The 23,920-nt window shown below is 65.4% G+C and carries 23 protein-coding genes and 1 tRNA gene; 17 read left to right on the top strand and 7 right to left on the bottom strand.

Annotated features, from left to right (window positions below):
- Genes IEV93_RS03130 through IEV93_RS03120 form a run of 3 tightly spaced genes read left to right on the top strand, consistent with a single transcriptional unit; the run spans nucleotide 1 to nucleotide 3,039 of the window.
- On the top strand, nucleotides 1-840 hold the full coding sequence (locus tag IEV93_RS03130; RefSeq protein WP_188486831.1) for an ABC transporter ATP-binding protein: 840 nt from the start codon (nucleotides 1-3) through the stop codon (nucleotides 838-840).
- Complete coding sequence (locus IEV93_RS03125; RefSeq protein WP_188486829.1) at nucleotides 837-1,685, top strand: ABC transporter permease; 849 nt, start codon at nucleotides 837-839, stop codon at nucleotides 1,683-1,685. Before IEV93_RS03130 ends, IEV93_RS03125 begins: the two co-directional genes overlap by 4 nt.
- Before the next feature lie 10 nt (nucleotides 1,686-1,695).
- Nucleotides 1,696-3,039 (top strand): LLM class flavin-dependent oxidoreductase, encoded by a 1,344-nt coding sequence (locus IEV93_RS03120; RefSeq protein WP_188486827.1) that lies wholly within the window; start codon nucleotides 1,696-1,698, stop codon nucleotides 3,037-3,039.
- A gap of 4 nt (nucleotides 3,040-3,043) precedes the next feature.
- Here the strand turns inward: IEV93_RS03120 and IEV93_RS03115 are convergent, their stop codons facing one another.
- The 4 genes from IEV93_RS03115 to IEV93_RS03100 form a co-directional block, all read right to left on the bottom strand.
- The gene (locus IEV93_RS03115; RefSeq protein ID WP_188486824.1) at nucleotides 3,044-3,517 is read right to left on the bottom strand and encodes a TspO/MBR family protein; all 474 of its coding nucleotides are present in this window, start codon (nucleotides 3,515-3,517) and stop codon (nucleotides 3,044-3,046) included.
- A gap of 289 nt (nucleotides 3,518-3,806) precedes the next feature.
- Nucleotides 3,807-4,787: an HNH endonuclease gene (locus IEV93_RS03110; RefSeq protein WP_188486822.1), complete on the bottom strand. Its 981-nt coding sequence runs from the start codon at nucleotides 4,785-4,787 to the stop codon at nucleotides 3,807-3,809.
- Between the two features lie 53 nt (nucleotides 4,788-4,840).
- Nucleotides 4,841-5,122, bottom strand: a complete 282-nt coding sequence (locus tag IEV93_RS03105) for a hypothetical protein (protein WP_188486820.1) — start codon at nucleotides 5,120-5,122, stop codon at nucleotides 4,841-4,843.
- Nucleotides 5,123-5,603: 481 nt separating this feature from the next.
- Complete coding sequence (locus IEV93_RS03100; protein ID WP_229704852.1) at nucleotides 5,604-6,791, bottom strand: hypothetical protein; 1,188 nt, start codon at nucleotides 6,789-6,791, stop codon at nucleotides 5,604-5,606.
- Nucleotides 6,792-7,156: 365 nt separating this feature from the next.
- On the opposite strand from IEV93_RS03100, the gene IEV93_RS03095 reads away from it, so the two are divergent.
- From IEV93_RS03095 to IEV93_RS03060, 8 genes are all read left to right on the top strand, one after another.
- Nucleotides 7,157-7,438 (top strand): hypothetical protein, encoded by a 282-nt coding sequence (locus IEV93_RS03095; RefSeq protein ID WP_188486819.1) that lies wholly within the window; start codon nucleotides 7,157-7,159, stop codon nucleotides 7,436-7,438.
- A 151-nt stretch (nucleotides 7,439-7,589) separates the two neighbouring features.
- Nucleotides 7,590-8,276, top strand: a complete 687-nt coding sequence (locus IEV93_RS03090; RefSeq protein ID WP_188486818.1) for a hypothetical protein — start codon at nucleotides 7,590-7,592, stop codon at nucleotides 8,274-8,276.
- 222 nt (nucleotides 8,277-8,498) lie between these two features.
- Complete coding sequence (locus tag IEV93_RS03085) at nucleotides 8,499-10,619, top strand: AAA family ATPase (RefSeq protein ID WP_188486817.1); 2,121 nt, start codon at nucleotides 8,499-8,501, stop codon at nucleotides 10,617-10,619.
- A 471-nt stretch (nucleotides 10,620-11,090) separates the two neighbouring features.
- The gene (locus IEV93_RS03080) at nucleotides 11,091-11,543 is read left to right on the top strand and encodes a hypothetical protein (protein WP_188486816.1); all 453 of its coding nucleotides are present in this window, start codon (nucleotides 11,091-11,093) and stop codon (nucleotides 11,541-11,543) included.
- A 204-nt stretch (nucleotides 11,544-11,747) separates the two neighbouring features.
- On the top strand, nucleotides 11,748-11,972 hold the full coding sequence (locus IEV93_RS03075) for a hypothetical protein (RefSeq protein ID WP_188486815.1): 225 nt from the start codon (nucleotides 11,748-11,750) through the stop codon (nucleotides 11,970-11,972).
- Nucleotides 11,972-12,628 carry a recombinase family protein gene (locus IEV93_RS03070; RefSeq protein WP_188486814.1) on the top strand — a complete coding sequence of 219 codons (657 nt, stop codon included), beginning with the start codon at nucleotides 11,972-11,974 and terminating at the stop codon, nucleotides 12,626-12,628. Before IEV93_RS03075 ends, IEV93_RS03070 begins: the two co-directional genes overlap by 1 nt.
- On the top strand, nucleotides 12,628-14,094 hold the full coding sequence (locus IEV93_RS03065) for a tyrosine-type recombinase/integrase (RefSeq protein WP_188486813.1): 1,467 nt from the start codon (nucleotides 12,628-12,630) through the stop codon (nucleotides 14,092-14,094). Before IEV93_RS03070 ends, IEV93_RS03065 begins: the two co-directional genes overlap by 1 nt.
- Before the next feature lie 35 nt (nucleotides 14,095-14,129).
- Nucleotides 14,130-14,960: a hypothetical protein gene (locus IEV93_RS03060; RefSeq protein WP_188486812.1), complete on the top strand. Its 831-nt coding sequence runs from the start codon at nucleotides 14,130-14,132 to the stop codon at nucleotides 14,958-14,960.
- Between the two features lie 22 nt (nucleotides 14,961-14,982).
- On the opposite strand, the gene IEV93_RS03055 is transcribed toward IEV93_RS03060, so the two are convergent.
- Together IEV93_RS03055 and IEV93_RS03050 are read right to left on the bottom strand one after the other, a co-directional pair.
- Nucleotides 14,983-16,254, bottom strand: a complete 1,272-nt coding sequence (locus IEV93_RS03055) for a hypothetical protein (RefSeq protein WP_188486811.1) — start codon at nucleotides 16,252-16,254, stop codon at nucleotides 14,983-14,985.
- 150 nt (nucleotides 16,255-16,404) lie between these two features.
- Nucleotides 16,405-16,478, bottom strand: a tRNA-Gly gene (locus IEV93_RS03050).
- A 66-nt stretch (nucleotides 16,479-16,544) separates the two neighbouring features.
- Between IEV93_RS03050 and IEV93_RS03045 the strand changes: the two genes are divergently transcribed.
- The 4 genes from IEV93_RS03045 to IEV93_RS03030 all read left to right on the top strand — a co-directional run bounded on the left by IEV93_RS03045 (nucleotide 16,545) and on the right by IEV93_RS03030 (nucleotide 21,263).
- Entirely contained in the window at nucleotides 16,545-17,591 is a 1,047-nt protein-coding gene (locus tag IEV93_RS03045) for a PHP domain-containing protein (protein WP_188486810.1), read from the top strand.
- A gap of 142 nt (nucleotides 17,592-17,733) precedes the next feature.
- Nucleotides 17,734-19,191, top strand: a complete 1,458-nt coding sequence (locus tag IEV93_RS03040) for an HNH endonuclease signature motif containing protein (protein WP_188486809.1) — start codon at nucleotides 17,734-17,736, stop codon at nucleotides 19,189-19,191.
- A 22-nt stretch (nucleotides 19,192-19,213) separates the two neighbouring features.
- Nucleotides 19,214-19,783 (top strand): dCTP deaminase, encoded by a 570-nt coding sequence (gene dcd / locus IEV93_RS03035; RefSeq protein ID WP_188486808.1) that lies wholly within the window; start codon nucleotides 19,214-19,216, stop codon nucleotides 19,781-19,783.
- A gap of 130 nt (nucleotides 19,784-19,913) precedes the next feature.
- Complete coding sequence (locus tag IEV93_RS03030; RefSeq protein WP_188486807.1) at nucleotides 19,914-21,263, top strand: UDP-glucose dehydrogenase family protein; 1,350 nt, start codon at nucleotides 19,914-19,916, stop codon at nucleotides 21,261-21,263.
- Nucleotides 21,264-21,273: 10 nt separating this feature from the next.
- On the opposite strand, the gene IEV93_RS03025 is transcribed toward IEV93_RS03030, so the two are convergent.
- Nucleotides 21,274-21,993, bottom strand: a complete 720-nt coding sequence (locus IEV93_RS03025) for a MerR family transcriptional regulator (protein ID WP_188486806.1) — start codon at nucleotides 21,991-21,993, stop codon at nucleotides 21,274-21,276.
- 118 nt (nucleotides 21,994-22,111) lie between these two features.
- Between IEV93_RS03025 and IEV93_RS03020 the strand changes: the two genes are divergently transcribed.
- Nucleotides 22,112-23,044, top strand: a complete 933-nt coding sequence (locus IEV93_RS03020) for an alpha/beta hydrolase (protein WP_229704851.1) — start codon at nucleotides 22,112-22,114, stop codon at nucleotides 23,042-23,044.
- Nucleotides 23,045-23,920, top strand: coding sequence for an SDR family NAD(P)-dependent oxidoreductase (locus tag IEV93_RS03015; RefSeq protein ID WP_188486805.1), 876 nt, complete (start codon nucleotides 23,045-23,047; stop codon nucleotides 23,918-23,920).

Genomic DNA, 23,920 nt, shown 5'->3' with positions numbered 1-23,920 from the left:
ATGACCGGAACACCGGACGTGCAACCGAAGATCTCGCTGCGCGGGGTCACCAAGAGCTTTCCCGACCGCGAGGGCAGTGGTGCGTTCACGGCGCTGCACGACATCGACATCGACGTCGCACCAGGCGAGTTCGTGACCATCGTCGGTCCCAGTGGCTGTGGTAAGACCACGCTGCTCGACCTCGTCGGTGGTCTCACCGAACCGACCTCGGGTGAGCTGCGCATCGACGGCCGGCCGATCACCGGACCCGGCCTCGACCGCGGGATCGTCTTCCAGCAGTACGCGCTGTTCCCGTGGCGGACCGCGCAGGGCAACGTCGAGTTCGGGCTCGAGGCCAAGGGCGTCGGTCGCCGCGAGCGCGCCCGACGCGCACGCGAGGTGCTCGCGCTGGTGGGACTCGCGGCGTTCGCCGACCGCTACCCGCACGAACTGTCCGGTGGCATGAAACAGCGCGTCGCGATCGCCCGGAGCCTCGCCTACGAGCCCGAGGTATTGCTGATGGACGAGCCCTTCGCCGCACTCGACGCCCAGACGCGTGAACAGCTCCAGGTGGAGCTGCGGTCGATCTGGCAGCGGCTGTCGACGACGGTCCTGTTCATCACGCACGGCATCGAGGAGGCGATCTTCCTCGGTCAGCGAGTGCTGATCATGACGTCGCGACCGGGGCAGATCAAGGAATCGGTCGCGGTCGACCTCGGCGAGGTGGACACGACCACCGATGTCCGGTCGTCGCCGGATTTCGTCGCGCACCGCCATCGGATCTGGGAATCGCTGCACGACGAGGTCCTGCGCTCCACCGTCCTCGCCGGCGGCCCGACCGGGACGGAGGCCACCCGATGACGCTCACCTCGCCGACCCGCACCGTCGCCGCTTCCGAGCCGATCACCAAGGCGCCCGCAGTCGCACCGAGGCGCCGCCGCCGACCGCTCGAGGCGGTGGGCACGGTCGCCAAGCGCTCGATCGCCATCGTGGCCTTCCTGCTGCTGTGGGAGTACGCCCCGAGACTCGGCTGGGTCGATCCGACGTTCCTGTCCCCGTTCAGCGAGGTCGTCCGGGCATGGTGGGGTCTCGCCACATCCGGCGAGCTGTGGAGCAACGTGCAGGCGAGCCTGACGCGTTCGCTGTCGGGCTTCGCGATCGCCATCGTCGTCGCGGTGCCCGTCGGTCTGCTCATCGCCTGGTACCGACACATCGAGGAGGTGTTCAGTCCGCTCTTCGCGATCTTCCTCAACACCGCTGCCGTGGCACTGCTGCCGGTGTTCACCCTCGTCCTCGGAATCGGCGAGACATCGAAGATCGCGATCATCGCCTACGCCAGCTTCTGGCCGGTGCTCTACAACACCATCGGCGGTGCGAAGAACGTCGACCCGCTGCTGATCCGGTCGGCGCGCTCGTTCGACATCGGCAGCCTGGCGCTGTTCCGCAAGGTGATCCTGCCCGCGGCGCTGCCCACGATCTTCACCGGCATCCGTCTCGCCGGGGCCGCGTCCATCCTCGTGCTGATCACCACCGAGTTCGTCGGGGCGAAGGCCGGTCTCGGCTACCTGATCAGCAGCTCGCAGTTCAACTTCCAGATCCCGCAGATGTATGCGGGCATCCTCACCGTCGCGACCATCGGCGTTGCGTTCAACTATCTGCTGGTGGCCATCGAGCGTCGCTTCTCGCGCTGGCGGCCGGCCACATGAAAGGCGTTCGATGACCACGCAACCCGCTCGCCAGATGCACCTCAACGCCTTCCTCATGGGCGTCGGACACCACGAGGCCGCGTGGCGGCACCCGTCGACCGACGAGCGTCGTCTGCTCGACGTGCGGCACTACCAGGAGCTCGCCCGGATCGCCGAACGCGGCAAGCTCGACTCGATCTTCTTCGCCGACAACGTCGCGGTCGGACCGCGGGTGCAGCGGCACGCACTCGCGACGTTCGAGCCGGTCACCCTGCTCTCGGCGATCGCGGTGGTCACCGAGCGGATCGGGCTGATCTCGACCGCGTCGACGTCCTACAATGAGCCCTACAACCTCGCGCGGGAGTTCGCCTCGCTGGACCACATCAGCAACGGGCGCGCCGGGTGGAACATCGTCACCTCCGGCACCGAGGCCGAGGCCCGCAACTTCGGTCACGAGTCGATCCCCGAGCACGCCCGGCGCTACGAGCGGGCCGGTGAGTTCCTCGACGTGGTCACCGCACTGTGGGACAGCTGGGAATCCGACGCGCTGGTGCTCGACCCGGCGGAGGGCGTGTTCGCCGACCCGACGCGCGTGCACGACATAGACCATGTGGGGGAACGGTTTCGGGTCCACGGGCCGCTGAACACGCCGCGTGGGCCGCAGGGCAGGCCGCTCCTCGTCCAGGCGGGGTCGTCGGAGAGCGGCAAGGAGTTCGCCGCGCAGCACGCCGAGGCCGTCTTCACCGCGCAGCGGTCGATCGAGGAGGCTGTGAAGTTCTACTGGGACCTCAAGGGCCGACTGGAACGTCACGGCCGCACGCCCGATCAGGTGGCGGTGTTGCCGGGCGTGGTGCCCTACCTCGCCGAGACCGAGAGCGCCGCGATCGCCCTGGAACGCGAGTTCACCGATCTCATCTCGCCGGACCACGCGCTCGGCCAGCTGTCCCGGATGGTGGGCATCGACCTGACCGGGCACCCGCTCGACGAACCGCTGCCGCCGCTGCCCGACGAGTCCGAGATCGAGGGCGCGAAGAGCAGGTTCTCCCTCGTCAAAAGCCTGGCCCAGGGGGAGGACCTGACGGTTCGGGAGCTGATCGGCAAGCTCGGTGGCGGACGTGGGCACCGCTCGTTCGCCGGCACGCCCGAGCAGCTGGCCGACAACCTCGAGCGGTGGTTCCTCGCGGGGGCCGCGGACGGTTTCAACATCATGCCGCCGTCATTGCCGGGCGGACTCGACCTGTTCGTCGACCGCGTCGTGCCGATCCTGCAGGAGCGTGGACTGTTCCGGCGCGAGTACACCGCGGACACCCTGCGTGGGCACTATGGGCTCGACCCGGTGCCGACGCGTCACCGCACGGAGGCGCTGACTCGGTAGGTGTTCAGCGGTTACGCCACCACAACGTCCCGGACAGCACGGTCGCGAACGCGCACCACGCGGCGTAGGGGGTCAGGGCCGCGGCCGCCGGTGTCGAGACCGCCGACGATCTGCGCACCAGGTCGGCGCTGCTGACGGTGAGCGCACCGGCGACCACCGTGGCCTCCGCGAGTCGGTGGGCGCGGAAGAAAACCCACGTCCACGACCCGTTGAGCACGAGGTTCGCGGCCAGCGCGGCCGTGAACGCGGTCGACTCGTCGCTTCGGTCGGCCGCATCGAGGTCGTCGATCACGGTCGCCGAGCTGATCGCGATGTCGGCGTAGAGCGCGGTCCACACGATCGGGAACGCGATCGGCGGCGGCTGGAACGCGGGCTTGGACAGGGTGCGGAACCACAACGAGTTCGCATCCTTGGACGCCAGGGCGCCGATGGCCGAGGTCGCGGCCGTCGCCGCGGAGGTGAGGAACAGAGAACGCACGGTGCGCCTTTCGTGGAGGATTGCTGCTCTCCACAGTGCCCGACGGGATCGACTCCCTCGTCTTCGATGGAGCCGATGACGGGAATCGAACCCGCGTATTCAGCTTGGGAAAGTGTTGTGGCCCCCGAACGGGTGTTCGCTCTACCTGCGCCTAGGCGTCTCGTGCGCAGCCCATATTCGTCGTGCACCAGCCTCTTTAGAACGGCTGGTGCGCGCCTCTCGTCGGGTCGTGCGCGGGTCCCGTACACCCCATAGGTGCACCACGTGGAGTGGCTGGGGAGTGTACGAGTCAGCGCGCCGCGGCCATCTTCTCGCGAAGCTGGTCAGGGGTTAGCCATGGCGACCCACGGTGGATCATCCGATGACAGTTCGCGCACAGCAGGATGAGGTCCTTAAAACGGTTCCGCCTCTCCCGTGCGACGTGTAGCGGCAAGACGTGGTGGACCTCGATGTAGTCGCGGCCGCGTTCGCCGTACAAAGCCTCAAAGTCGAAGCCGCACACCTCGCAGTGGACGCGTTCGTGGCTATTCAAAAAGTCGGCAATCTTTCCGCGTCGGAGTTTCGGATCACGCTCGTACACGAAATGGCGCCGTTGCAGCAGTCGCCCCTCGACAGCGCCATCGTCTTCGTCGTCAACCGGGAAACTGAGTTCGTCGACTTCATTGGACTCCAGCGTCTCGCGCAGCTTCAGCGCAATCGTGTGCATCCGCTCCGGGTCGGCGAGAAAATCCGCCAACACCGGCCCGTCGTACTTGCCGCCATTAGACGGTGGCCCGGTGTGAGACGGATGATGGCTCGCGATGTTGTCGGTCTTGCGGGCGACGCCGTTCGCATTGCGAAACTTGTCGCCACGGACTTCGGGCGGGTAGAACGGCAGCTTTTGCAAGGTGGCTGATAACTCGATCACCCGCGGATCGTTCTTGTAAAGCGCCTTCCAGTCGTTCTGCATTAGGAGATCGCACGCCAGCACCACCTCGTCGCGCGTCCAATCGAGTCGGTCGTTGGGGATGACGAAGCCAAGGCTGCGCAGCTTTCGGACAGTGGCATTCTCGCCACCGCGAAACTCGCTGGCCAACAGAGGTGAGTGCCCCGGCAAGTAGCCGTGCGCCGCAGCCGCTATGGCCTTCGAGTCGTACGTCTTGGAGCCCCTGCTAATCAAGTAGCTCGACTCGGCAACTGCGTACTTCTCCCGAAACGCCTTGCCCCCGAGATCGTCGTACTCCGCGAGCGCGCTCTCGACAGCAGACGCTGTCAGATCCTTGAGTGCCATCAACCGACCGTATCGCGTGATTCCGACACTTAGCTTGCCAAGGCCGGTGGCCGTTACCTGTTGGCGAGCGGTGTTGTCTCGGAGGTCTGCTTGCACTGCCAGCACTCATACTCGCTGTCAGAGGCGCCGATGTTTTGATGGGTTCCACAGCGCGGACACGTCACCTTGCGCATGCCTTTCGGGACGGGATGGCCGGGGGAGATCAGCAGCGCGACGATGAGTCCGATCAGAGGGAACAGCGCACCCAGCAGAAAAAATCCGGCCGCGCTGCGATTCTTGCCGTTAGCGATCGCAGCGGACGCGCCGCCGCAGATGAGTATGAAGGCGATGATCATCCACGGTTGCATGCCGCGATACTCGCATACTGGACAGGTGTGCGCCGGTAGAGCCAACCAAAAACCCCGCCTCGGCGACCAGGCCGGTGGTCGATGAAGCGGGGCTCGGGAGCGTGGCCGGAGAGTCGGCTCGCTCACCTCGGGATCGCACCCGAGGGGTACTTGGCGATGGCGCGGCGTAACGGGGGTTAGCTACGCGGGGTGTCGCGGGTGCCTGTGCATCGCGTGGGCGGTGCTGCTGTTGGCCGGGGTGCCCGTGGGCAGGCGGCGGCACGTCAACGCCGTAAACGTCGGCATCAGCGGTCGCCTCGACGTGCGGCCAACTCATCGGCCAGGGCGCGCAGCCCGTCGCCGTCGGGCACGGCTGGTGCTTTTCCCCGGTAGATGCCGCCCTCGCCCAGAGGCGCATCCTGTAGACCCGATGGTGTAAGTCCCGGTCCCCAGGATAGTTCGCCGGCCTCCCGGCCGAAGTCGGGCGCCGTCACGTCCAGCTCCACGTCGGGGCGGTGTACGCGCCGCTGGCCTTGACCTGAACGATGCACGCCGCACCCCGGTAGCGCACGCCGCAGCCGAATGACCGCTGGAAGAAGCTGTCTTGCAGGGGGTAACGCTGGTCGCGACCCGCGATGGTGCGCAGGCCTTGATAGGCCACGCTCGGGTGCTGACGGAAAGCGACCGGGTTAGAGCTGCTGTTCGGGCCTCCGGTTGCCACCACGGCGATGTACCCCTGCGGCAGGTAGTAGCTCGGCACAATCCATGCCGGTCCGTACGACCCCGACACCTCCAGGCCGCCGAACTCCGCAGGGGCGATCTGGCCGACGATGTTCTCCGGCGTGAGGTAAGCGGGCGCGCTCGCCGATGGCACGAAGTCGTGCTTGCTCTCGACGCCGTTGGTGACCTTTCCCGCCTGGAAGCTAGAGATTACGTCGGCCTCGTTCGGATGGCACAGCACCAGCAGGCGCGAGCCGGGGGTGGTGCCAAACCCTTTGGAGCGAACCTGGTTCATGCCATCAACGAGGTCGCCGGGGTCCAGCGCAGTGTTTCCCGAGACCAGGTAGTGCGACGTCTGCGCCGGGAACGTCTGGCCCGCGTGACTCGGCGGGGTCATTCCATCCGCTCCGTTCCACAATCCGAACACGCGGTGCATGTGCTCGTTGGCACCCTCGACGGGATTGAACAATCGCCGCAGAAGCGTCCCGGTGGTGAGCCGCACGTCGGACTCCAAAGCGCGGTTGATCACTGAGCGCACCTGTTCGGCCGAGGCGCTTCGAAGAAACTTCCATGTCATTCGTGACGCTAAGTCATAATCTTGGAAGTCGTAGCCGAGAATCAGCGCGTCGGGCTCGGCGCGCAAGCCGGTCGGCTCGCCGAACTCGGAGGCCACCTCGAAGTGGTCGCCACCGATCGTCTGCGGGAGCGCGTCGCCCACGTTCGTGGTGCTGTAGCTGATGAGCGACGCCAGGGCCGTCCGTTCCCGGTTCCACGCGCCCATCACCGTCTGAGCCTCGGCCCAGATGGTGTTGAGGTCGATTTGATCTGCGGTCTGGGAGACCAGCACGTCGCCCTCGGTGCTGTAACCGCGCGCACCGTCACTACCGGACGCGAACAGGTCCATGAGGCGCGCGCGAGTGCCCAGGGAGTGAAATGATTCGGGTTGGGTTGTGGTCATGGTGAGCTCCGGTTCGGGGTATTCCAACGGCTGACGAAGCGGAGCCACTGGCACCCGCAAGTCGGTCCCTGACCGAACTAGAAGGACGATCGCGGTGCGACCGTGATGGTGAGCACTGCCCAACCGCTGCCACAGTAACATGTGCTGTGCTGCAACAGATTTGAACGATATGCACTAGGCGTGGCACGGTGCGCACGGCACGTGTACTGTTAGCCGTAACGCACCGGCTCGACGGCCAGGCGCGGGGTTGACCAGGGGTCAACATGACGGGGCGGGGCCTCGCATCAGTTCCAGACGTAAGTGTCTGGGAGATGCGATTGGCACCGTCCATTTTCGTATCTCCTCGACCGAGAGGAGTGAACAGCATGTCATACCAAGCCACTGCGCCGGTAGACCCGGCGTCAATCACAGTGACGACTACCGAGGTGGTGCCACCGGCTACCGTGCCGGGGATCGAGCCGTTGGACATCAACGATCTGTCCGAGCCGCAGGTGTTCGCCTATCTGCACGCAATCAACCCACACATCACTCGCCGGATGGTGCGGGATGCAGTGTTACGCAAAGAGCTACGGGGCGTTCGCCGTGGGAATAAGCACCTGTTCAGCCGCCGCATTGCACTGGCGTGGATGACCGGCGGTGTCGCATGAACGAACACACCCCTGTTGCAGATCTGCTGGGCGACCAGCTGCTCGCGGCGATGCAGCATCGAGAACATCGAGGCCGATTAGCCACGCAGCCGACTACTTCGCGAGCGTTGCCGGAGCCCGGTACTCGCGCCGAGCTTGGCGGTGGTGTCGCATGAAAATCGGACCCGACGGCCTCATTGTCGAGGCCGATGAAGAAGTTGCACGTCTCCATGCGGAGTCCCTGACGAATGCTTCCCGGCTGGCTGAACGTTTCGATTCGCCGTTACTGGCGCTGTCGCAGGAGCTCACCCTGGCCGTGGAGCACGCGGACTTCGTGGTGCGCAGCTTCGGACCATTGAAGGTGAAGCGCCGGATCACCGAAATTGAGGTCCTGCTTCTCGCTAGCTTTGGCCTCGACCTCGCGTCGCAGCTCCGCAGCAGTCCGCCCTCTGGACTGAGCGTTATCCACGTGGGCGCTCCCGATACTGAATGGTTGGTGTGGACGATTCCGGACGGAAGCGACAACGCCACCGCTATCTGCTTCGAGATACTTCGCCTCGTTGATCCGCTGCAGGACCTTGCGGCCCGTTCTCGGGATGATCAGAACGCGACGACGATGTTCGAAGCGGGGCAGTTTGGTCACCGTCATTGCGACTGGTGCGACCGCGACGTTTCGGCCACGCACTCGGTGTGGGACATGCGTGTCCTGCTGATGGGACGTGGCAACCGGTTGTTCGCCTGGGTGTGCTGTTCTACCTGCGGTCTCGAACTGGAGGGTCAGTACCCCGGCGGGCTGTGCTGGATACCCTCGCCGCCCACACCTTTGGGGACACGCAGTTGGGTGTTCGCGTCCGTCTGACGTCGCTGCCGACCGCCTTACGTCCACCAAGATGACCCGTATACGTGGGCCTCGGTAGGTCAAGGCCCTAGGGAGACACGGGGAGTCGTTCTGGCGTATGGCGCGCCAATCATCCAACAAAGACGCCGCCCCGGTGTTGGGCAGCGGGTCGGCGTCTCGCGAGCGATCCTCGACCATAGGAACCACATGAGCAATGGCAGACCTGACCGCAGACCGATACCAGTGCCAGAACTGAAGCGCTACAGGCGAATACATCCAGACGAGTTCGTAGAGAGCGCTAAGACCCTTGTCGAGCTGGGGTGGCATCCGTTGCCGCTCGGTGGCGAAAAGGGCAAGAAGCCGTTAGTCAGCGGTCACCACGGGCACGAAGGTGTCGACGTCACTGATGAAGACACGTTTCGCGAGTGGGCCGATTTGTGGGCCGCGAACGAGCACGGGCTGAACCTGGCTGTGCGTATGCCTGTCGGGGTGATCGGGATCGACGTGGACTGCTACGACGGGAAGCAAGGCGCAGCGACGCTCGCCGAACACGAACGGCTGTGGGGTCCGCTGCCCGGAACATGGTCGGTGACGGCTCGGTCTGACGGAAGTCGCAAGCTGTTTTTCCGGGTGCCCGCTGGCTGGACCGGTCGGGGCGTCCTCGGTCCCGGGGTGGAGACGCTACAACGCCACCTTCGTTACTCGGTCGCACCTCCCAGCGTCCACGATTCCGGGCTAGTTCGGGCGAGGACACCTGACGGGCGCGACGGCGGCCAGTTGCCGCCCCCAGCGGAGCTGCCGATGCTCCCCGAGGCATGGCTGGATGGTCTCGCGCATGACGCAGGTCTGCTCACGAAAGGGTCTCCTGACGCGGCGAAATCTCTACTGGCCAGCTTCCGGCCGGGGGAGATTTCGCCCGCGGTGCAGTCACAGGTGAAGAAGGTTCGGTCCGCCATCCGGTCCGGGGCTGGCCGTTACGACGCGATGCGCGACGCCGTGATGAGCATGGTTCGGCTCGGATCTACAGGTGCTCGTGGTGTGCGCGACGGCCTGGCCGTAGTGGAGGCCGAGTATGTCCGTGCTGTCTCTAGCTCCCGCGAGGGGGAGGACGTCGCCCGTGATGAGTGCCGACGTGCACTCGACGGTGCGCTTGGTGCGGTGGTGGGCGAACCCAACTACCGGCTGATGGACTTTTACACCGGCGACGTGTTCAACGCTGACGGGTCGGTTCGGGCGGGCTCGTGGCTAGGCAAACTAGTGAGCCCACTCGGTGTGGTGCCGGGTAATGGAAGCGATTCACCCAGAGTCCGGTTCACGGCGATCAGCGCGGCGGTGTTGGCACGACCTGTCCCTCCCATGGAATGGCTGATCCACGGTGTGTGGCCGGCGAACTCATTCGGTCCTGTGGGCGGCGAGAAGAAGACTCTAAAGTCCTACAACCTGATGGCGATCGCTCTGGCCGTCAGTAGCGGCCTGCCGTTGTTCGGCGAGTTCCAGGTGGAGTCGGCGGGGCCGGTGCTTTACTACGCCGCCGAGGGCGGGCAGGCCCCGTTCCAGCGTCGGTTGCAGTCCATCGCGGCTGGGTACGAGATCGACTCTCTCGGAGACCTACCGCTCCACGCGGTGTTCGACGTCGGTGGTCTTGACGAGGATGAGTTCACCGATGCACTACGCCGACACCTCGACGTGTTGCAGCCCTCGTTGGTCATTCTCGACCCGCTGTACGCGTTTCACCCAGCCGGGATTGAGGCAGGCAACTTGTACGACCGCGGACGCATGCTCGCTCAGTTCACCAACGAGCTGCACGGGCAGGCGGCGCTGATGATTGCCGATCACTTCAAGAAGACGGGCGGGTCCGCTCTCGACCTCGACAGCATCTCGCAAACGGGTATGGGCCAGTGGGCCGACAGCTGGGTTCTGCAGCGGCACAGACGCCCGCCCGATCTGGATGCTGGCACGTACAACCTTGCGGTGGAGTTCGGGTCCCGGCAGTGGGGTGGTGGCCGGTGGGACCTGAACTGGCACCTGCCGACCATCGCCGCGCTAGAGGCCGGAGCCTCCTCGCCCGTCTCGTGGTCTATCGAACGATACGACCTCACCGGCGAGGAGGGGCGGGCGGCGGACTCCATCGACCACCGAATCCTTTCAACACTGCGAGCCAGACCAGGGACGCTGACTGAGTCACAGCTCGCAAAAGCAGTCGGCGGGAACAAGACCACTGCGAAGTCCGCCATAGATCGGCTGCGGGCAGATGGCCTGATCACCGCTAAGTCGGCTAAGCGGCGGGAGGGCACGCGAGACGTGACGCGCGAAGTGCTCTCGGCTGCGCGGCTCACGTTCGCGGTGGACAAGGACGACGCGTGATCGCGGTGGGCAACATGCCCCGGCTATGGGGCATGTTGGGGCGAGTTGCCCATCGAACGTGCAAGCACGCAGGTAGCAGGGCTAGGCAACATGCCCCGCCGTTGGGGCGAGTTGCCGCAGCCGGGCGCACAGGGTGTGGGTGGGGGGCAACATGCCCCACCCACCACACCCTTAGGGGCATGTTGGTTTGGGGCATGTTGCCCACTAGGAAGTTCCAACCAGGAGAGCAAGATGAATGAGAATGATTCGAACACAACAGGTTCAACAACTTCGGGGATCGAATCGCCAGACCCATCGAAACGGGTTGTGCAGTGGGGCGACGGCCGGACGCCCGACCCCGAGAAGATATGCACCGCGCGGAGGAGCGACGGGACGCCATGCCGCAAGCAGCGGGTGACAGGTGCGGTGGTGTGCGCCACGCACGGGGGGGAGGCTCCCCAGGTCAAAGCTAAGGCGCGCGTCCGGTTGGAGATGGCCGGTGACAAGCTCGCCCGCGAGCTACTTAAGATCGCCGTGGATGATCCCGGTGTGCCAGCAGCGGTCAAGTTGCAGGCGATCCGGGATGCGCTCAGCCGCATAGGAATTACCGAGCAGAGGGCGCTTTCGGTGGAGGTCGGGCTGACGCCGGGATACGAAGCCCTACTAGGCGACATGATGGGTGGTAGTCGTGCCGAGTCCCGAGCACGCCGAGGGGATAATGACCCCTCCACCACGCCGCAGTGGCTGACCGACGAGCTGGGCCTGATTGACGCTGAGGTCGTTGAGGACGAAGACGCGGCGGGACACACGGCGGTCTCGTCACCGGTGCCGACGCCTTACGCATCTGCGCCCGTGGGCCTGCAAACAATGGAAGACGCGCTGGACCAGCTGCACCACGCCAGCCCACAACCGGCACGCAAGGCTCACCGCAGGTGGCGTTCGTAGGCCTCTGGTGGCATTGCACCCGGCCCAGCACCACGCCACCCGCACCAGTAGGCCAGCAGCCCCGCGTCAACGGCATATCCGATGTGAGGCGCATTCGAATCATCAAGTAAGACAACGGGTGTGAAGTGATGACCTGCATCACACCCACGTACTGTGGCGTAAGGCGTAGGCGTTGCATTACGCCCCAAACCCAAGGGAGACAACATGACCGAGTTCAACGGTGGCACGGTGCCAGCAGGTTACGAAGTGTGGACGGTGACGTTCGGCGACGGCATCTGCTGCGAGGAGCTGGACGTGCTCGCCCCGGTGGGCAGCAGCAGTGACACGGTGCGGACCATCGCTGGCCCGAACATTGCGGCCGACTACCTGCTGGGCCTGCGCATCGTGGATGTGAGCCCGTTCTTGGGCATGACCATCTGGAGCATCTGATGAGCGACCGGCAGCATCTCCTTGGTTACGTCCGGGTGAGCACCGACGAGCAGGCCCGCAGTGGTCTCGGCATCGAGGCCCAGGAGGCCGCGCTCAGGGCAGAAGCGGAGCGGCGCGGATGGGAGCTGACGATACTGCGTGACGAGGGACTGAGTGGCAAGCAAGTGAATCCCGGCCTGCGGGATGCACTTGGGCAGTTGGCCGCAGGCCTCGCAGACGGCCTCGTTGTCGCCAAGATGGACCGCATCAGCCGGTCACTGCTGCACGCGGTGGAGATCCTGGATATGGCCCGTTCGCAGGGGTGGGCGCTTGTCGTCCTGGACCTGGGGGTGGACCTCACCACACCAGCAGGCCGCGCACTGGCCGGGACGATGGCTGTGTTCGCCGAGTTCGAGCGCGAGCTGATTCGTGAGCGCACCCGAGCGGCAGCAGCAGCTGCAAAGGCCCGAGGGGTGAAGCTTGGCCGACCACGCATGGTCACCACCGCCGTGGCCCGGCAGATAGTCGAGCTGCGAGAGCAGGGGTTGAGCTACGCCGCCGTTGCCGCCGCGCTCGCCGAGGCCGGCGAACTCAGCCCAGCTGGGAGGCCCACCTGGCAGGCGTCCACGGTGCGCCGAATCTGCAAGTCCATCGAATTAGCCAAGGCGGCAGCCTGATGGCCCACATTCGTACGCGCACTACGACACAGCAGCACCGCAACGGTCGGGGCGTCACCCACTACGAGGTCCGGTGGCGCGAGGACGTACGAGACGAACGCGGCCTACCGCTTCCGTACGACCCGGCGCACCCGGCAGGCCGTCGGTTGCAGCGCACCCGGCAGAAGTCGTTTCGGGATCGCGCCGCAGCCGAGGCGTATTGCGATCAGCTGAACGCCGAGCAGCATTTGCCGGGCGGTGTGGTGGTTCCGCGGGATCAGCTGTTCGCGCATGCGGCCGACGCATGGTTGGCCAGCCGGACCGACCTGAAGGCCCGTACGCGCGCCGAGTACGGCAACCTGCTGGAGCCGAAGAAGCGCGCCCGCAAGGACGCCAACGGCAACAGCACCGCGCACCTGTCGATCATCGCGACGTTCGGCGGGGTCTCGGTCGGCAGCATCACGCGGCAGCGCATCAGCGAGTGGGTCGGCGCGATGGTGGCAGCGGGTAAGTCGCCCAGCACGGTTCGGCACGCCTACTTCGTGGTGCGGATGGTGCTGGCGCAGGCCGTGGTGGACGGCCTACTGCGCGACAACCCTGCTGACTACGTGAAGCTCCCCAGCGAGCGGACCGCCGAGAGCGGCACACCCGGCGTTGTGGACGACCCCGACATGTTCCTCACGGCGGCGCAGGTGTCGGCGTTGGTGGCGGCTACACCCTGGCCGTTCAACGTCTACGTGCATCTAGCGGCGTGGTCGGGCTTACGGGCGGCAGAGCTGGCCGGTCTACAGGTGGGCGACGTTGACCTGCCCGCCCCTGCGCTCAACCCCAACGCCCGCCCAGAGCCCGGGACCCTGCGGGTGGAGCGCACCGTGATGGCGGATGGTGGCGGTGGGCTGACCTACGACAGCCCCAAGACGCGGGGGAGCCGTCGACGGGTGCCGCTGCCGCCCGCCACCGTGGACCTGATGCGTGAGTACCTGACGATCCACCCGCGCGCTGACGAGCCCAACGCGCCCCTGTTTCCGGCAGTGCGGCTGACCGCGCACAAGCCCACCGGGGTGAGAGCCGCAGACAGTCGCCCTCTCAAAGCGGTAGCGCGACGCCAGGCCGACGTCCTCGCGGAGCAGACCGTGGAGGAGGCAGAACTACGGCTCGACCTGGACTGGAACGCGCTACTCCGACACCAGACGTTTTATAAGGCGGTGTACCGGTCAGCGGTGCTGCGGGCACCCGCAGTCGCCGGCTCGGGCGTCACGCTGCCACCGGGCCTCAAGTTTCACGCGCTGCGGCATACCTACGCGAGTCTCTGTGTGGCGGCAGGTATCCCGCCGTTGGAGATAGCCCGATTCATGGGCCACGCCAAGGTCACCACCACTCTGACCATCTACGCGCACCTGTTCGAGGACGACCACACCGACGCCATGTCCGCGCTTGGCGCGATGGGCCAGCCGACCGGGGAGAACGTGGCGCGTATCCACGGTTAGCGTAAGAAGCAGGACCGCGGACTTACGCTTGTGGCATGGCAGGGCAACGGTTGTCACAGAGGCGGGGCAAATCTGACCCGGACGGTCCTTACGAAGGTGTGCCTGCGCATCTTGCGCACGGCCTTCAATATTGGTTCGAGGGGCTGGCTGGTTACCGAAGTACGCAGGGGATGGACGAGGGCAGGTTGCGTGAGCTTGCTGTCCTCCTCCGAGCCAGAATTGAGCCTGGCGTCGGAGGGGTCGATCTGATGCGCAGCCTCTTACGCTTCGCCGCCAAGTCGGATGACGATTTTCTCGATCTCGTAGACGGTGCGCTTCAAGTGTGGGCGAGCAAAAGTCGAGCGCAATCGTTGTCGAGGGTGCTGGCAGCAGGAGGGTCGATCTGGACGGTCGCGGACGACGGGCTATCGCTGGAGCTTGCGGTGTCAGACCAGGTCCAGGCGACCTTCGTTTCGGCGTCGTCGCAATCAGACGAGGCCAGCATCGAACTACGAGAAGCTTGGTCCAATGCCTTCGGGCGGAATGGCGACCCCTCCGATGCCTGGGGTCACGCGATTAAGGCGCTCGAAGACCTGTTGATACCTGTCGTGGTTCCACAGCAGACCAAACCCACTCTTGGCCATGTAGTGGGTCAACTCCGCCGCCAAGGCCTGAGCTGGGAATTCGTTCTGCCGGGCAAAGATGGCAACTATGACGTTGACCCGCTGGTTGGGATGCTTGAGCTAGTTTGGCCGAATCACGACCGACACGGCGGTTCAGGCGATAAACAAAGACCATCGCAGCAGGAGGCCCGTGCGGTTACAACTCTCGCAGCCACCATCTTGCAGTGGCACCGTGAGGGCTGGGTGGTGCGACCTCGCGTATGAGCCCATTCAATCGATAGCTTTGTCACAAAGATCTGATGTGGTGGGTAAACCAACCAAGGGCAGTGAGCCGGACAATCTTAAAACGTAAATCATCCTCCGTTCCCACTGTTTCTACCAGGTTTAGCTTCTCGAGAATTCGAACTCGATACCGCACTTTTTGCGCGTAGGTCTTGGGATCCTCGGCCAACTGCGCTGCGGGCATAGAGCCGCCGTTCGCAGTCAGTTGGTCGAAAACCTCTTGAGCGGCAACGGTCATTTGCGCCGCAATTATGTCGTAATCGGCCTGCTCGCGAATCCATGTCTCTACCGGGTCCTCGGGAATTCCTTTTCCATCCTCGACCCGCTCGGCCAACCAAAGCGCAATGTCCTGCGCATGCTTGAACGTTTCGCGCAAATTTTTGCCCGCGATCGTATGTAGATACTGAAAGGCAGCTGGGGTGACAGGGGGTCTAGGGTGACCGCCTTGGCTGTACAGGGTGAGGCGCTTCTCAATAAGAGCCTCAATCGAATCATCTGCGACGGGCTCGAGCTGAATTGGGCTGGCTACTTTGCCAGATAGCCGCGGTACGCTCACGGCGGTTTTGACAATGCCGCTTGCGCCAACCAGAACCCACCGCATTCCTGGAAGTCGGAAGACAGTGTCTCGCAAAACATCCAAACAGTCGCGTGCGGCGCCCACGGTTCGAAGAAGTTCTAAGTTATCGATAATTCCAACAAAAGAGCCGGTCTTGTCCGCTGGAAATGTTTCTTGAAGAACGTAAGTGAGATGCTCCTCGAAGCCGGATTCGGAAAATCCACTGCTGCTGTTGGCGGAGGGGGTTGATTTTCCCAACGACACCGGCCCGACGCCTGCGCTCCCACCCTTGAAGATGGGGTTATTAACCCAGGAGCGAAGGTCGTTGAGGCTGGGCACATTATGGTCGCAATTTCGCAAAGTAGTCTCGTGTCGCAACAAGGACTGACTAATCTCGAACAGTATCTTCTTCGATAGTTCATCGGTGTCTTGCTGAAACTGTATTGTGCGGTTTAGTGGAACTATTAAATCTGATTTCAGGTCGATACGTGTCTGCATCGCACGGTAAGCCGCAACTCCCGCCAGACTCGTTTTGCCCACGCCCACAGGGCCTTCTATCGTCGCAATTTGGGAGGACGAATACCAGCGACGCTGAAGCTTGCGGACCTCCAAGTCTCGACCAACCAGCAGAATGCCGCCCTCCGAATCGGGCCGTAGTTCTTCTGTGCCGTAGGGGTTCTTGCGAAATCCAAACGTAGGCCAGATGTCGAGTTCGTCCACGAAACGATTGTTCCACCCGAAGTCCCCTTGCTGGCGGCTGCCGCGCCGCCGATGCGCAACTCGACGCCCCATGTGGAGTGTGTGGGGAGTGTGGGGCCGCAGTCTCGGCTACACCAGAATGGTCGGCCAACCGCTCTACCAGCGGTTATGTGGAGCCGATGACGGGAATCGAACCCGCGTATTCAGCTTGGGAAGCTGATGTTCTGCCATTGAACTACATCGGCGCGCGATCGCAGTCGCGAAGGCAAGCGTAGCAAGGGCTCGCCGCGCGGTGGTGGGAGACTGGACCCATGAGGCCCGTGTCCGATCTGACCGCCCCCATGACGTCGTACGACGCGCTGCTGCGCGTCGCGTTCCTGATGGAGCGCGCCCGCGAGGGGTCCTATCGTGTGGAGGCGTTCCGCAAGGCCGCGGGCATCGTGGCCCAGATGGGACTCGACGAGACCCGCGCCCGGGTGGAACGCCACGCGATCAGCGACATCACCGGCATCGGCAAGTCCACCGCGGCGGTCATCAACGAGGCCGTCCGTGGCAAGGTGCCCGCCCGCCTGTTCACGCTCCAGGAGGAGGTGGGACCGCTCGTCGCCGGTGGCGAGGACCTTTACGCCGCGATGCGCGGAGATCTGCACGCGCACTCGAACTGGAGTGACGGTGGGGCGTCCATCGACGAGATGGTCGACGCCGCAGCCGCACTCGGACAGGAATGGATGGCGCTGACCGACCACTCACCCCGCCTGCGGGTCGCGAACGGTCTGTCGGCCGAGCGGTTGGCGCACCAACTCGACGTCGTCGCCGACATCAACTCCGCACGGGACGACGGGTTCCGGCTCGTCTCCGGCATCGAGGTCGACATCCTCGACGATGGCAGCCTCGACCAGACCGACGAGATGCTCGACCGACTTGAGATCGTCACCGCCTCGGTGCATTCGAACCTGAAGATGGATCGAGGTCCGATGACCCGCCGGTTGGTGACGGCAGTCAGCGACCGACGCGTGAACGTCCTCGGCCACTGCACCGGCCGGCTCGTCGCCGGCGGACGCGGCGAACGCCCGCAGTCGAAATTCGACCCCGAGGCCGTTTTCGCGGCGTGCGCCGAGAACAACACCGCCGTCGAGATCAACTCTCGGCCGGAGCGCGTGGACCCGCCGGACGAGATGATCGAACTCGCAGAAGATCTGGGGTGCCTGTTCGCCATCGATTCCGACGCGCACGCGCCCGGCCAGCTGGACTTCAAGGCCTACGGCTGCGAACGTGCGGAGCGGCTGGGTGTCTCCGCGGATCGCATCGTCACCACGTGGTCGGTGGACGACGTTCTGAAATGGGCTGCGGCGGAGTAGCAACGGGCCGAGATTTTGTCCACTGTTGCTGATCGCTCCACAGTTCCGGCAGTGGATCGCGGCATTTGTCGGAGTCCTTTTCTACAATGGCTCCAGTTGGTCGGACGGTCTCGGGGAGGGGGCGGTGATGACGGTTTCTGCGATGCCGATGCCCACGGCGAGCCCTGTGCTGGATCTGCTCGCGACACTCGACGAGACGCTCGACGAGGTGAACGCCGCCGATCTGTCCCGGCTCGATGAGTCGCAGTTGCGGACACTGCTCCACGGTGTCGAGCGGGTCGCGCGGAAGGCGGCCGTCGCCTCGCATACGACGATCACCGAGATCAGTGACCGTGGCTCGCACACCCGCTGGGGGTACAAGCGCGTCGCGCAGATGGTGGTGGGGGAGTTGAAGATCTCCGCGTCCGACGCTGCGCGCCGGCTCCGGGTGGCCGCGGCGACGGTGTGTATGCGGTCGTTCACCGGTGAGATGCAGGAGCCGAAGCACTTCGATCTGTCGCAGGCGGTGTTCGACGCCGAACTCTCCGAACGTCACGCCGACGAGATCCTGAAAGTGCTGGAGAAGATCCCGGACGCGGTGAGCGCGGAGAAGCGCGAGCGCGCACAGCGGGTGATGACCGAGTCGGCGCGCGACCTCGACCCGCGACAGATCGAGGCCGTCGGTGATCGGCTGCTGGCCCATCTCGATCCGGACGGCACGTTGACCGATGATGCTGATCGGGCAAAACGTCGCGGGCTGTCGCTGTCGCGGCAGGATGCATCGATGATGTCGAAGCTCAAGGGCGAGCTGGATCCGGCGACGCGAGCGATGTTCGATGTCCTGTTCGATGCGTGGGCGCGACCGGGGATGAACAATCCCGAGGATCCGGAGTCGCCGTCGGGGTCCTATTCGGATCCCGACACCGACAGAGATCTGGCTGATGCCGCGGCGCAACGCGACACCCGCTCGGCGCCGCAGCGCCGCCACGATGCGTTGTCGGCGATGGCGGCCTGGTTCATCGCCAATGGCACCCTCGGCTCCCATCGCGGGGCACCCGCGCAGGTGGTGGTGACGATGACCTACGAGCAGGTCATGGAGATGGCTGGTGTGGCGACCACGATGTCGGGTGGTCTGATCCCGGTGGTGGACGCGCTGGAGTTGGCCAAGGCCAACAATCTGTTGCTCGCGGTCCTCGATGCGCAGGGTCTGCCGATGTTTCTCGGTCGCAGCAGGAGGCTCGCGTCGGCGGCGCAGCGGATCGCGATGTGGATCAACGCCCTGGGGTGCACTTTCGGGGGCTGCACGGCCCCGTTCACCTGGACCGAGGCCCATCACGTCACCGACTGGTCCAAAGGCGGGCTGACCGACATCAACCAGTTGACACCGGCGTGTCCCGATCACCATTCGATGGTCGGCGACGGTCCTGAGCAGTGGCAGACCGTCATCGTCGAGCACGGCCGGTACAAGGGGCGATGCGCGTGGATCCCACCGGCCTCGATCGACCCCGAACGACAACCGCGGATCAACCACGCCCACCACCCCGAAGAACTCCTCGAACAGGCGTGGGAACGAGCGCGCACCGCAGAAGACCCCGATCGCAGCGATCCGTGGGGTGGATGAGGGCTGGGTTAACCTCGTCCCCATGCTGCTCTCCGACCGCGACATCCGCGCCGAGCTCGCCAGTGGACGCCTCGCGCTGGAACCGTACGATGCTGCGCTGGTGCAGCCCTCCAGCGTCGACGTGCGTCTCGACAGTCTCTTCCGGGTCTTCAACAACACGCGCTACACGCACATCGACCCGGCGCAGCGCCAGGACGAGCTCACCAGCCTCATCGAGCCCGCCGACGGCGAACCCTTCGTCCTGCACCCGGGAGAGTTCGTGCTCGGCTCGACGCTGGAGGTGTGCACCCTGCCCGACGACCTCGCCGGCCGACTCGAGGGCAAGTCGTCCCTCGGCCGACTCGGGCTGCTGACCCACTCCACCGCAGGCTTCATCGACCCCGGCTTCACCGGACACATCACCCTCGAGCTCTCCAACGTCGCGAACCTGCCCATCACCCTGTGGCCGGGGATGAAGATCGGGCAGCTGTGCCTCATCCGGCTGTCGAGTCCGGCGGAGAACCCCTACGGCAGCGCCGGGATCGGGTCGAAATACCAGGGCCAGCGTGGTCCGACACCGTCGAAGGCGTACCTGAACTTCCGGCCCTCCTGACCCCTCGCACCAGTGCCCGGGACCGGCGACACCACGCGGTAACCACCAGGTCAGCCTACGTTCACCGGCCGTCTTTCGGCCCGATCTCGGTTTGGTGAGAACCGGGATCCACCGCGTACTGTGACCGAACATGAGGGTCACGGTCTTCGGATGTGGATATCTCGGCGCGACCCATGCGGCATGCATGGCCGAACTGGGCCATGAGGTGCTCGGTGTCGACGTCGATGCGAGCAAGGTCGAGATGCTCTCGCGCGGCGAGGTGCCGTTCTACGAACCGGGACTTCCCGAAGTGCTGCAACGCAATCTCGACTCGGGTCGGCTGCACTTCACCACCGACATCGCCGAGGCCGCGTCGTTCGCGACCGTGCACTTCCTCGGCGTCGGGACACCGCAGAAGAAGGGGGAGTACGCCGCCGACCTGCGCTACGTGTTCTCCGTGGTCGACGAGCTGGCCGCATCCCTGACCGGCTCGCACCTGTTGATCGGCAAATCGACTGTGCCGGTGGGTACCTCGGTGGAGATCATCCGTCGACTGAAGGAGTCGGGTACCGAGGCGGACATCTCGGTGGCCTGGAACCCCGAGTTCCTGCGCGAGGGATTCGCCGTGGCCGACACGCTGCACCCCGACCGCATCGTCCTCGGCGTCGACCCCGAGGGGGACCAGGACGCGGTCGTCGCCCAGGTCGAGGAGATCTACGCGACCATCCTCGCCGAGGACACCCCGTTCCTGCGCACCGATCTCGCGACCGCCGAACTGGTGAAGGTGTCGGCGAACGCGTTTCTCGCCACCAAGATCTCGTTCATCAACGCCATCAGCGAGGTGTGCGAGGCCGCCGGCGCGGATGTGTCGACCCTGGCCGACGCGATCGGCTACGACCAGCGCATCGGTCGTCGGTTCCTCAACGCGGGGTTGGGATTCGGCGGGGGCTGTCTCCCCAAGGACATCCGCGCGTTCATGGCGCGCGCCGGTGAGCTCGGTGCCGACCAGGCGTTGACGTTCCTACGCGAGGTCGACTCGATCAACATGCGCCGACGCACCGCGATGGTCGAACTCGCCACCAAGGCGTGCGGCGGCGAACTGTTGGGCTCGAACATCGCCGTGCTGGGTGCGGCCTTCAAGCCCGAGAGCGACGACGTCCGCGACTCGCCCGCGCTCAACGTCGCCGGCCAGCTACAGCTCAAGGGTGCGGCGGTCAGCGTGTACGACCCGAAGGCGATGGACAACTCGCGCAAACTGTTTCCCACGCTCGGTTACGCCGACTCGGCGGCGCAGGCGTGCGAACTGGCCGACGTCGTCCTGGTGCTGACGGAGTGGGCGGAGTTCCTCGAACTCAAGCCCGCCGATCTCGAACCGGTCATGCGCGGCAAGGTCATCGTCGACGGACGGCGCTGCCTCGACCCGGCCGTCTGGATGGCGGCGGGCTGGACCTACCACGGTCTCGGCGGGACGCCGAGGGTCGTGGAACTGCCGCGTCGGTGAGCGGAGCGGTTCACCCCTGTAGGTAGTCCTTCAGCACGTCGGCAAGCGTGCGATCCAGGGCCCGGTTCAGGGCATTGTGCGCGGATGTGGTTGCCACCGCACGCATCTCGTTCATCAGGATCGCCGCCCACTCGGATTCCTCCTCGCCGCGGGGGACCCAGCCCTTGCCGCGACGGGTCACGAACTCGTCGCGGGCGGCGGTGATGAGTGTTGTCGCCGCACCGTCCAGGTCGTCGTCGAGTCGTCCGAACACGTTGAGCAGAGACGTCAGGCTGAGCCCGAGTTCGATGAGACGTCCGAAACCGTAGACGGTGTCGCTGTCGAGCAGCAGATAGTCGCCGCCATCCGGTTCGATGAGGCCCATGTCGGCCATCTTCTCGAAGTCGAGCGGATCGATGGAGCTGACGATCGATTGCAGCGTCGCGGCCGACACCCGCTCCGACGGCGCCTTCGACCACGGTTCGGCGAGGATCTCCTCGACCCCGAGGATCTTCGCCAGACCATCACCGCGCTGCATGCCCTTGATGAAGTCGGCTATGTGGCGGGCGTTGTAACCGCGTTTGAGCAGATCGTTGATGAGCGTCAGGCGCGCGAGATGGTTGTCGGTGTAGATCGCGATACGGCCACGCTTGGCCGGACGGGGCAGTAGCCCGCGGTCCTGATACCCGCGTACGTTGCGGGTGGTGGTGCCGGCAGCCCGCGCCAGGTCATCGATCCGATACTCAGTCATAACAGCGCATGAGCATACCGAACCGCAGGTCACTGACACCGTCCATTGTTACATTGACAAGTGGCACGCTGTGTGGTGATGTCGTGGGGTGAGTCCTTCGCTTCGTTCCCGTGCCCTCGTGGCGTCCACGGCGCTGTGGTTGCGCCCCCTGGCCGACCGGGTGCCCGCCACCGCATCGGGCGTCAAGTTCGCCCGCGTCCTGGTCGCCGGGTCCATGCGCCTCGGCGCGTCCACCCCTCGGGACACCCGCGTCGAGAAAGTCGACACCAGGAGTGCCGGCGGCGCCCGTATCCGCGGGGAATGGGTCTCCGACACCGCGGTCTCCGACACCCGCCGGGTCATCCTGTACGTCCACGGCAGTGCGTACGCGATCTGCTCGGCCGCCACCCACCGCGCCCTGGTGGCCCGTCTGTCGCGCACCACCGGGGTGCAGGCGTTCACCGTCGAGTACCGGCTGGCCCCCGAGTACCGCTTCCCCGCGGCCGCCGACGACGTACGCGCGGCCTACCTGTGGCTCATCGAATCCGGTCACGCCCCGGAGGACATCATCCTGGCCGGCGATTCGGCAGGCGGGCATCTCATCCTGGATCTCGTCGCCGAGAACGCCCGGACCGGGTTCGCCCAGCCGGGTGCCGCGGTGATGCTCTCACCGCTGTTCGACCTCACGTTCTCCCTTGCGGCGCAACGCGAGCAGCGCAGGCGCGACCCGATGATCTCCGCGCGCGCCGCCCGCCGGCTCGTAGCGCACTACACGCACGGCCTCGCCGACGACACCCCGCGACTCAGGCTGGCTCTGTCGCAGGGGATCACCCTGCCGCCGATGCTGGTGCAGGCCGGTGGTGCCGAGATGCTCAGCGCCGACGCCGAGGCGATCGCCGACGCGGTCGTCGCAGCGGGTGGCAGCTGCGAGCTGCAGATCTACGACGGACAGATGCACGTGTTCCAGGCGTTCCCACGCCTGGTGCCCGAGGCCGACCGCGCTCTGAGGGCCATCGCGCGTTTCGTCTCCCTCCACACCACGGCCCAGACCTCGAGACAACGGAGTGCATGAATGAGCAAGTCACCCAACAGGACCCGCAACGCCAATGCGGTGGTCACTGGCGCCGGCAGTGGCATCGGCCGCGCCTTCGCGCTCGAGCTGGCCCGTCGCGGGTCGCGCGTCGTCTGCTCCGACATCGACGGTGACCGCGTCAAGGAGACCGTGTCCATGATCGACCGGCTCACCTCCGGTCGCGCCTACCCGGTCTTCTGCGACGTCTCGGTGAGCGAGGACGTCGACGAGCTCGCGGCGCAGGCACAGGACTGGTTCGGTGCGCCCACCTCGCTGATGATCAACAACGCGGGCGTCGGTATCGGCGGCAAACCGGTGGGCGAGATCGGCATCGACGACTGGCAGTGGGCGCTCGGGATCAACCTGTGGGGCATGGTCTACGGCTCGGAGAAGTTCCTCCCGCAGCTGCGCGAGGCCGGTCGTGGGGGTCTGATCAACGTCGCGTCCACCGCCGCGTTCTCCGCGGCGCCCGGAATGGCCGCGTACAACGTCGGCAAGGCCGGCGTGCTGGCCCTGTCGGAGACGATCGCGGCAGAACTGGGCGGCACCGACCTCGCCGTCACCGTGCTGTGCCCGACCTTCGTCAAGACCAACGTCGCGGTCGACGGACGCATCACCGCCGACGCGTCGAAGCTCGCCGGGACGCTCATGCGCTACACCGGCCTCTCACCTGACCGCGTCGCCAAGGGCACGCTGAACGCCCACGACCGCGGACAGCTCTACGTGGTCCCGCAGCTCGACGCGAAGGCGATCTGGTCGGCCAAACGACATCTGCCGCGCACGTACACGGCAGGACTCGGCCTGCTCAACCGGATCCTGCCCCAGACGGGGGCGCCGTCCGCCGTGCCTGCCCTCACCACGACCGTAGGAGAATGA

Source organism: Williamsia phyllosphaerae (assembly GCF_014635305.1).
Lineage (GTDB): Bacteria > Actinomycetota > Actinomycetes > Mycobacteriales > Mycobacteriaceae > Williamsia_A > Williamsia_A phyllosphaerae.
This window is presented reverse-complemented; position numbering and strand designations above follow the sequence as displayed.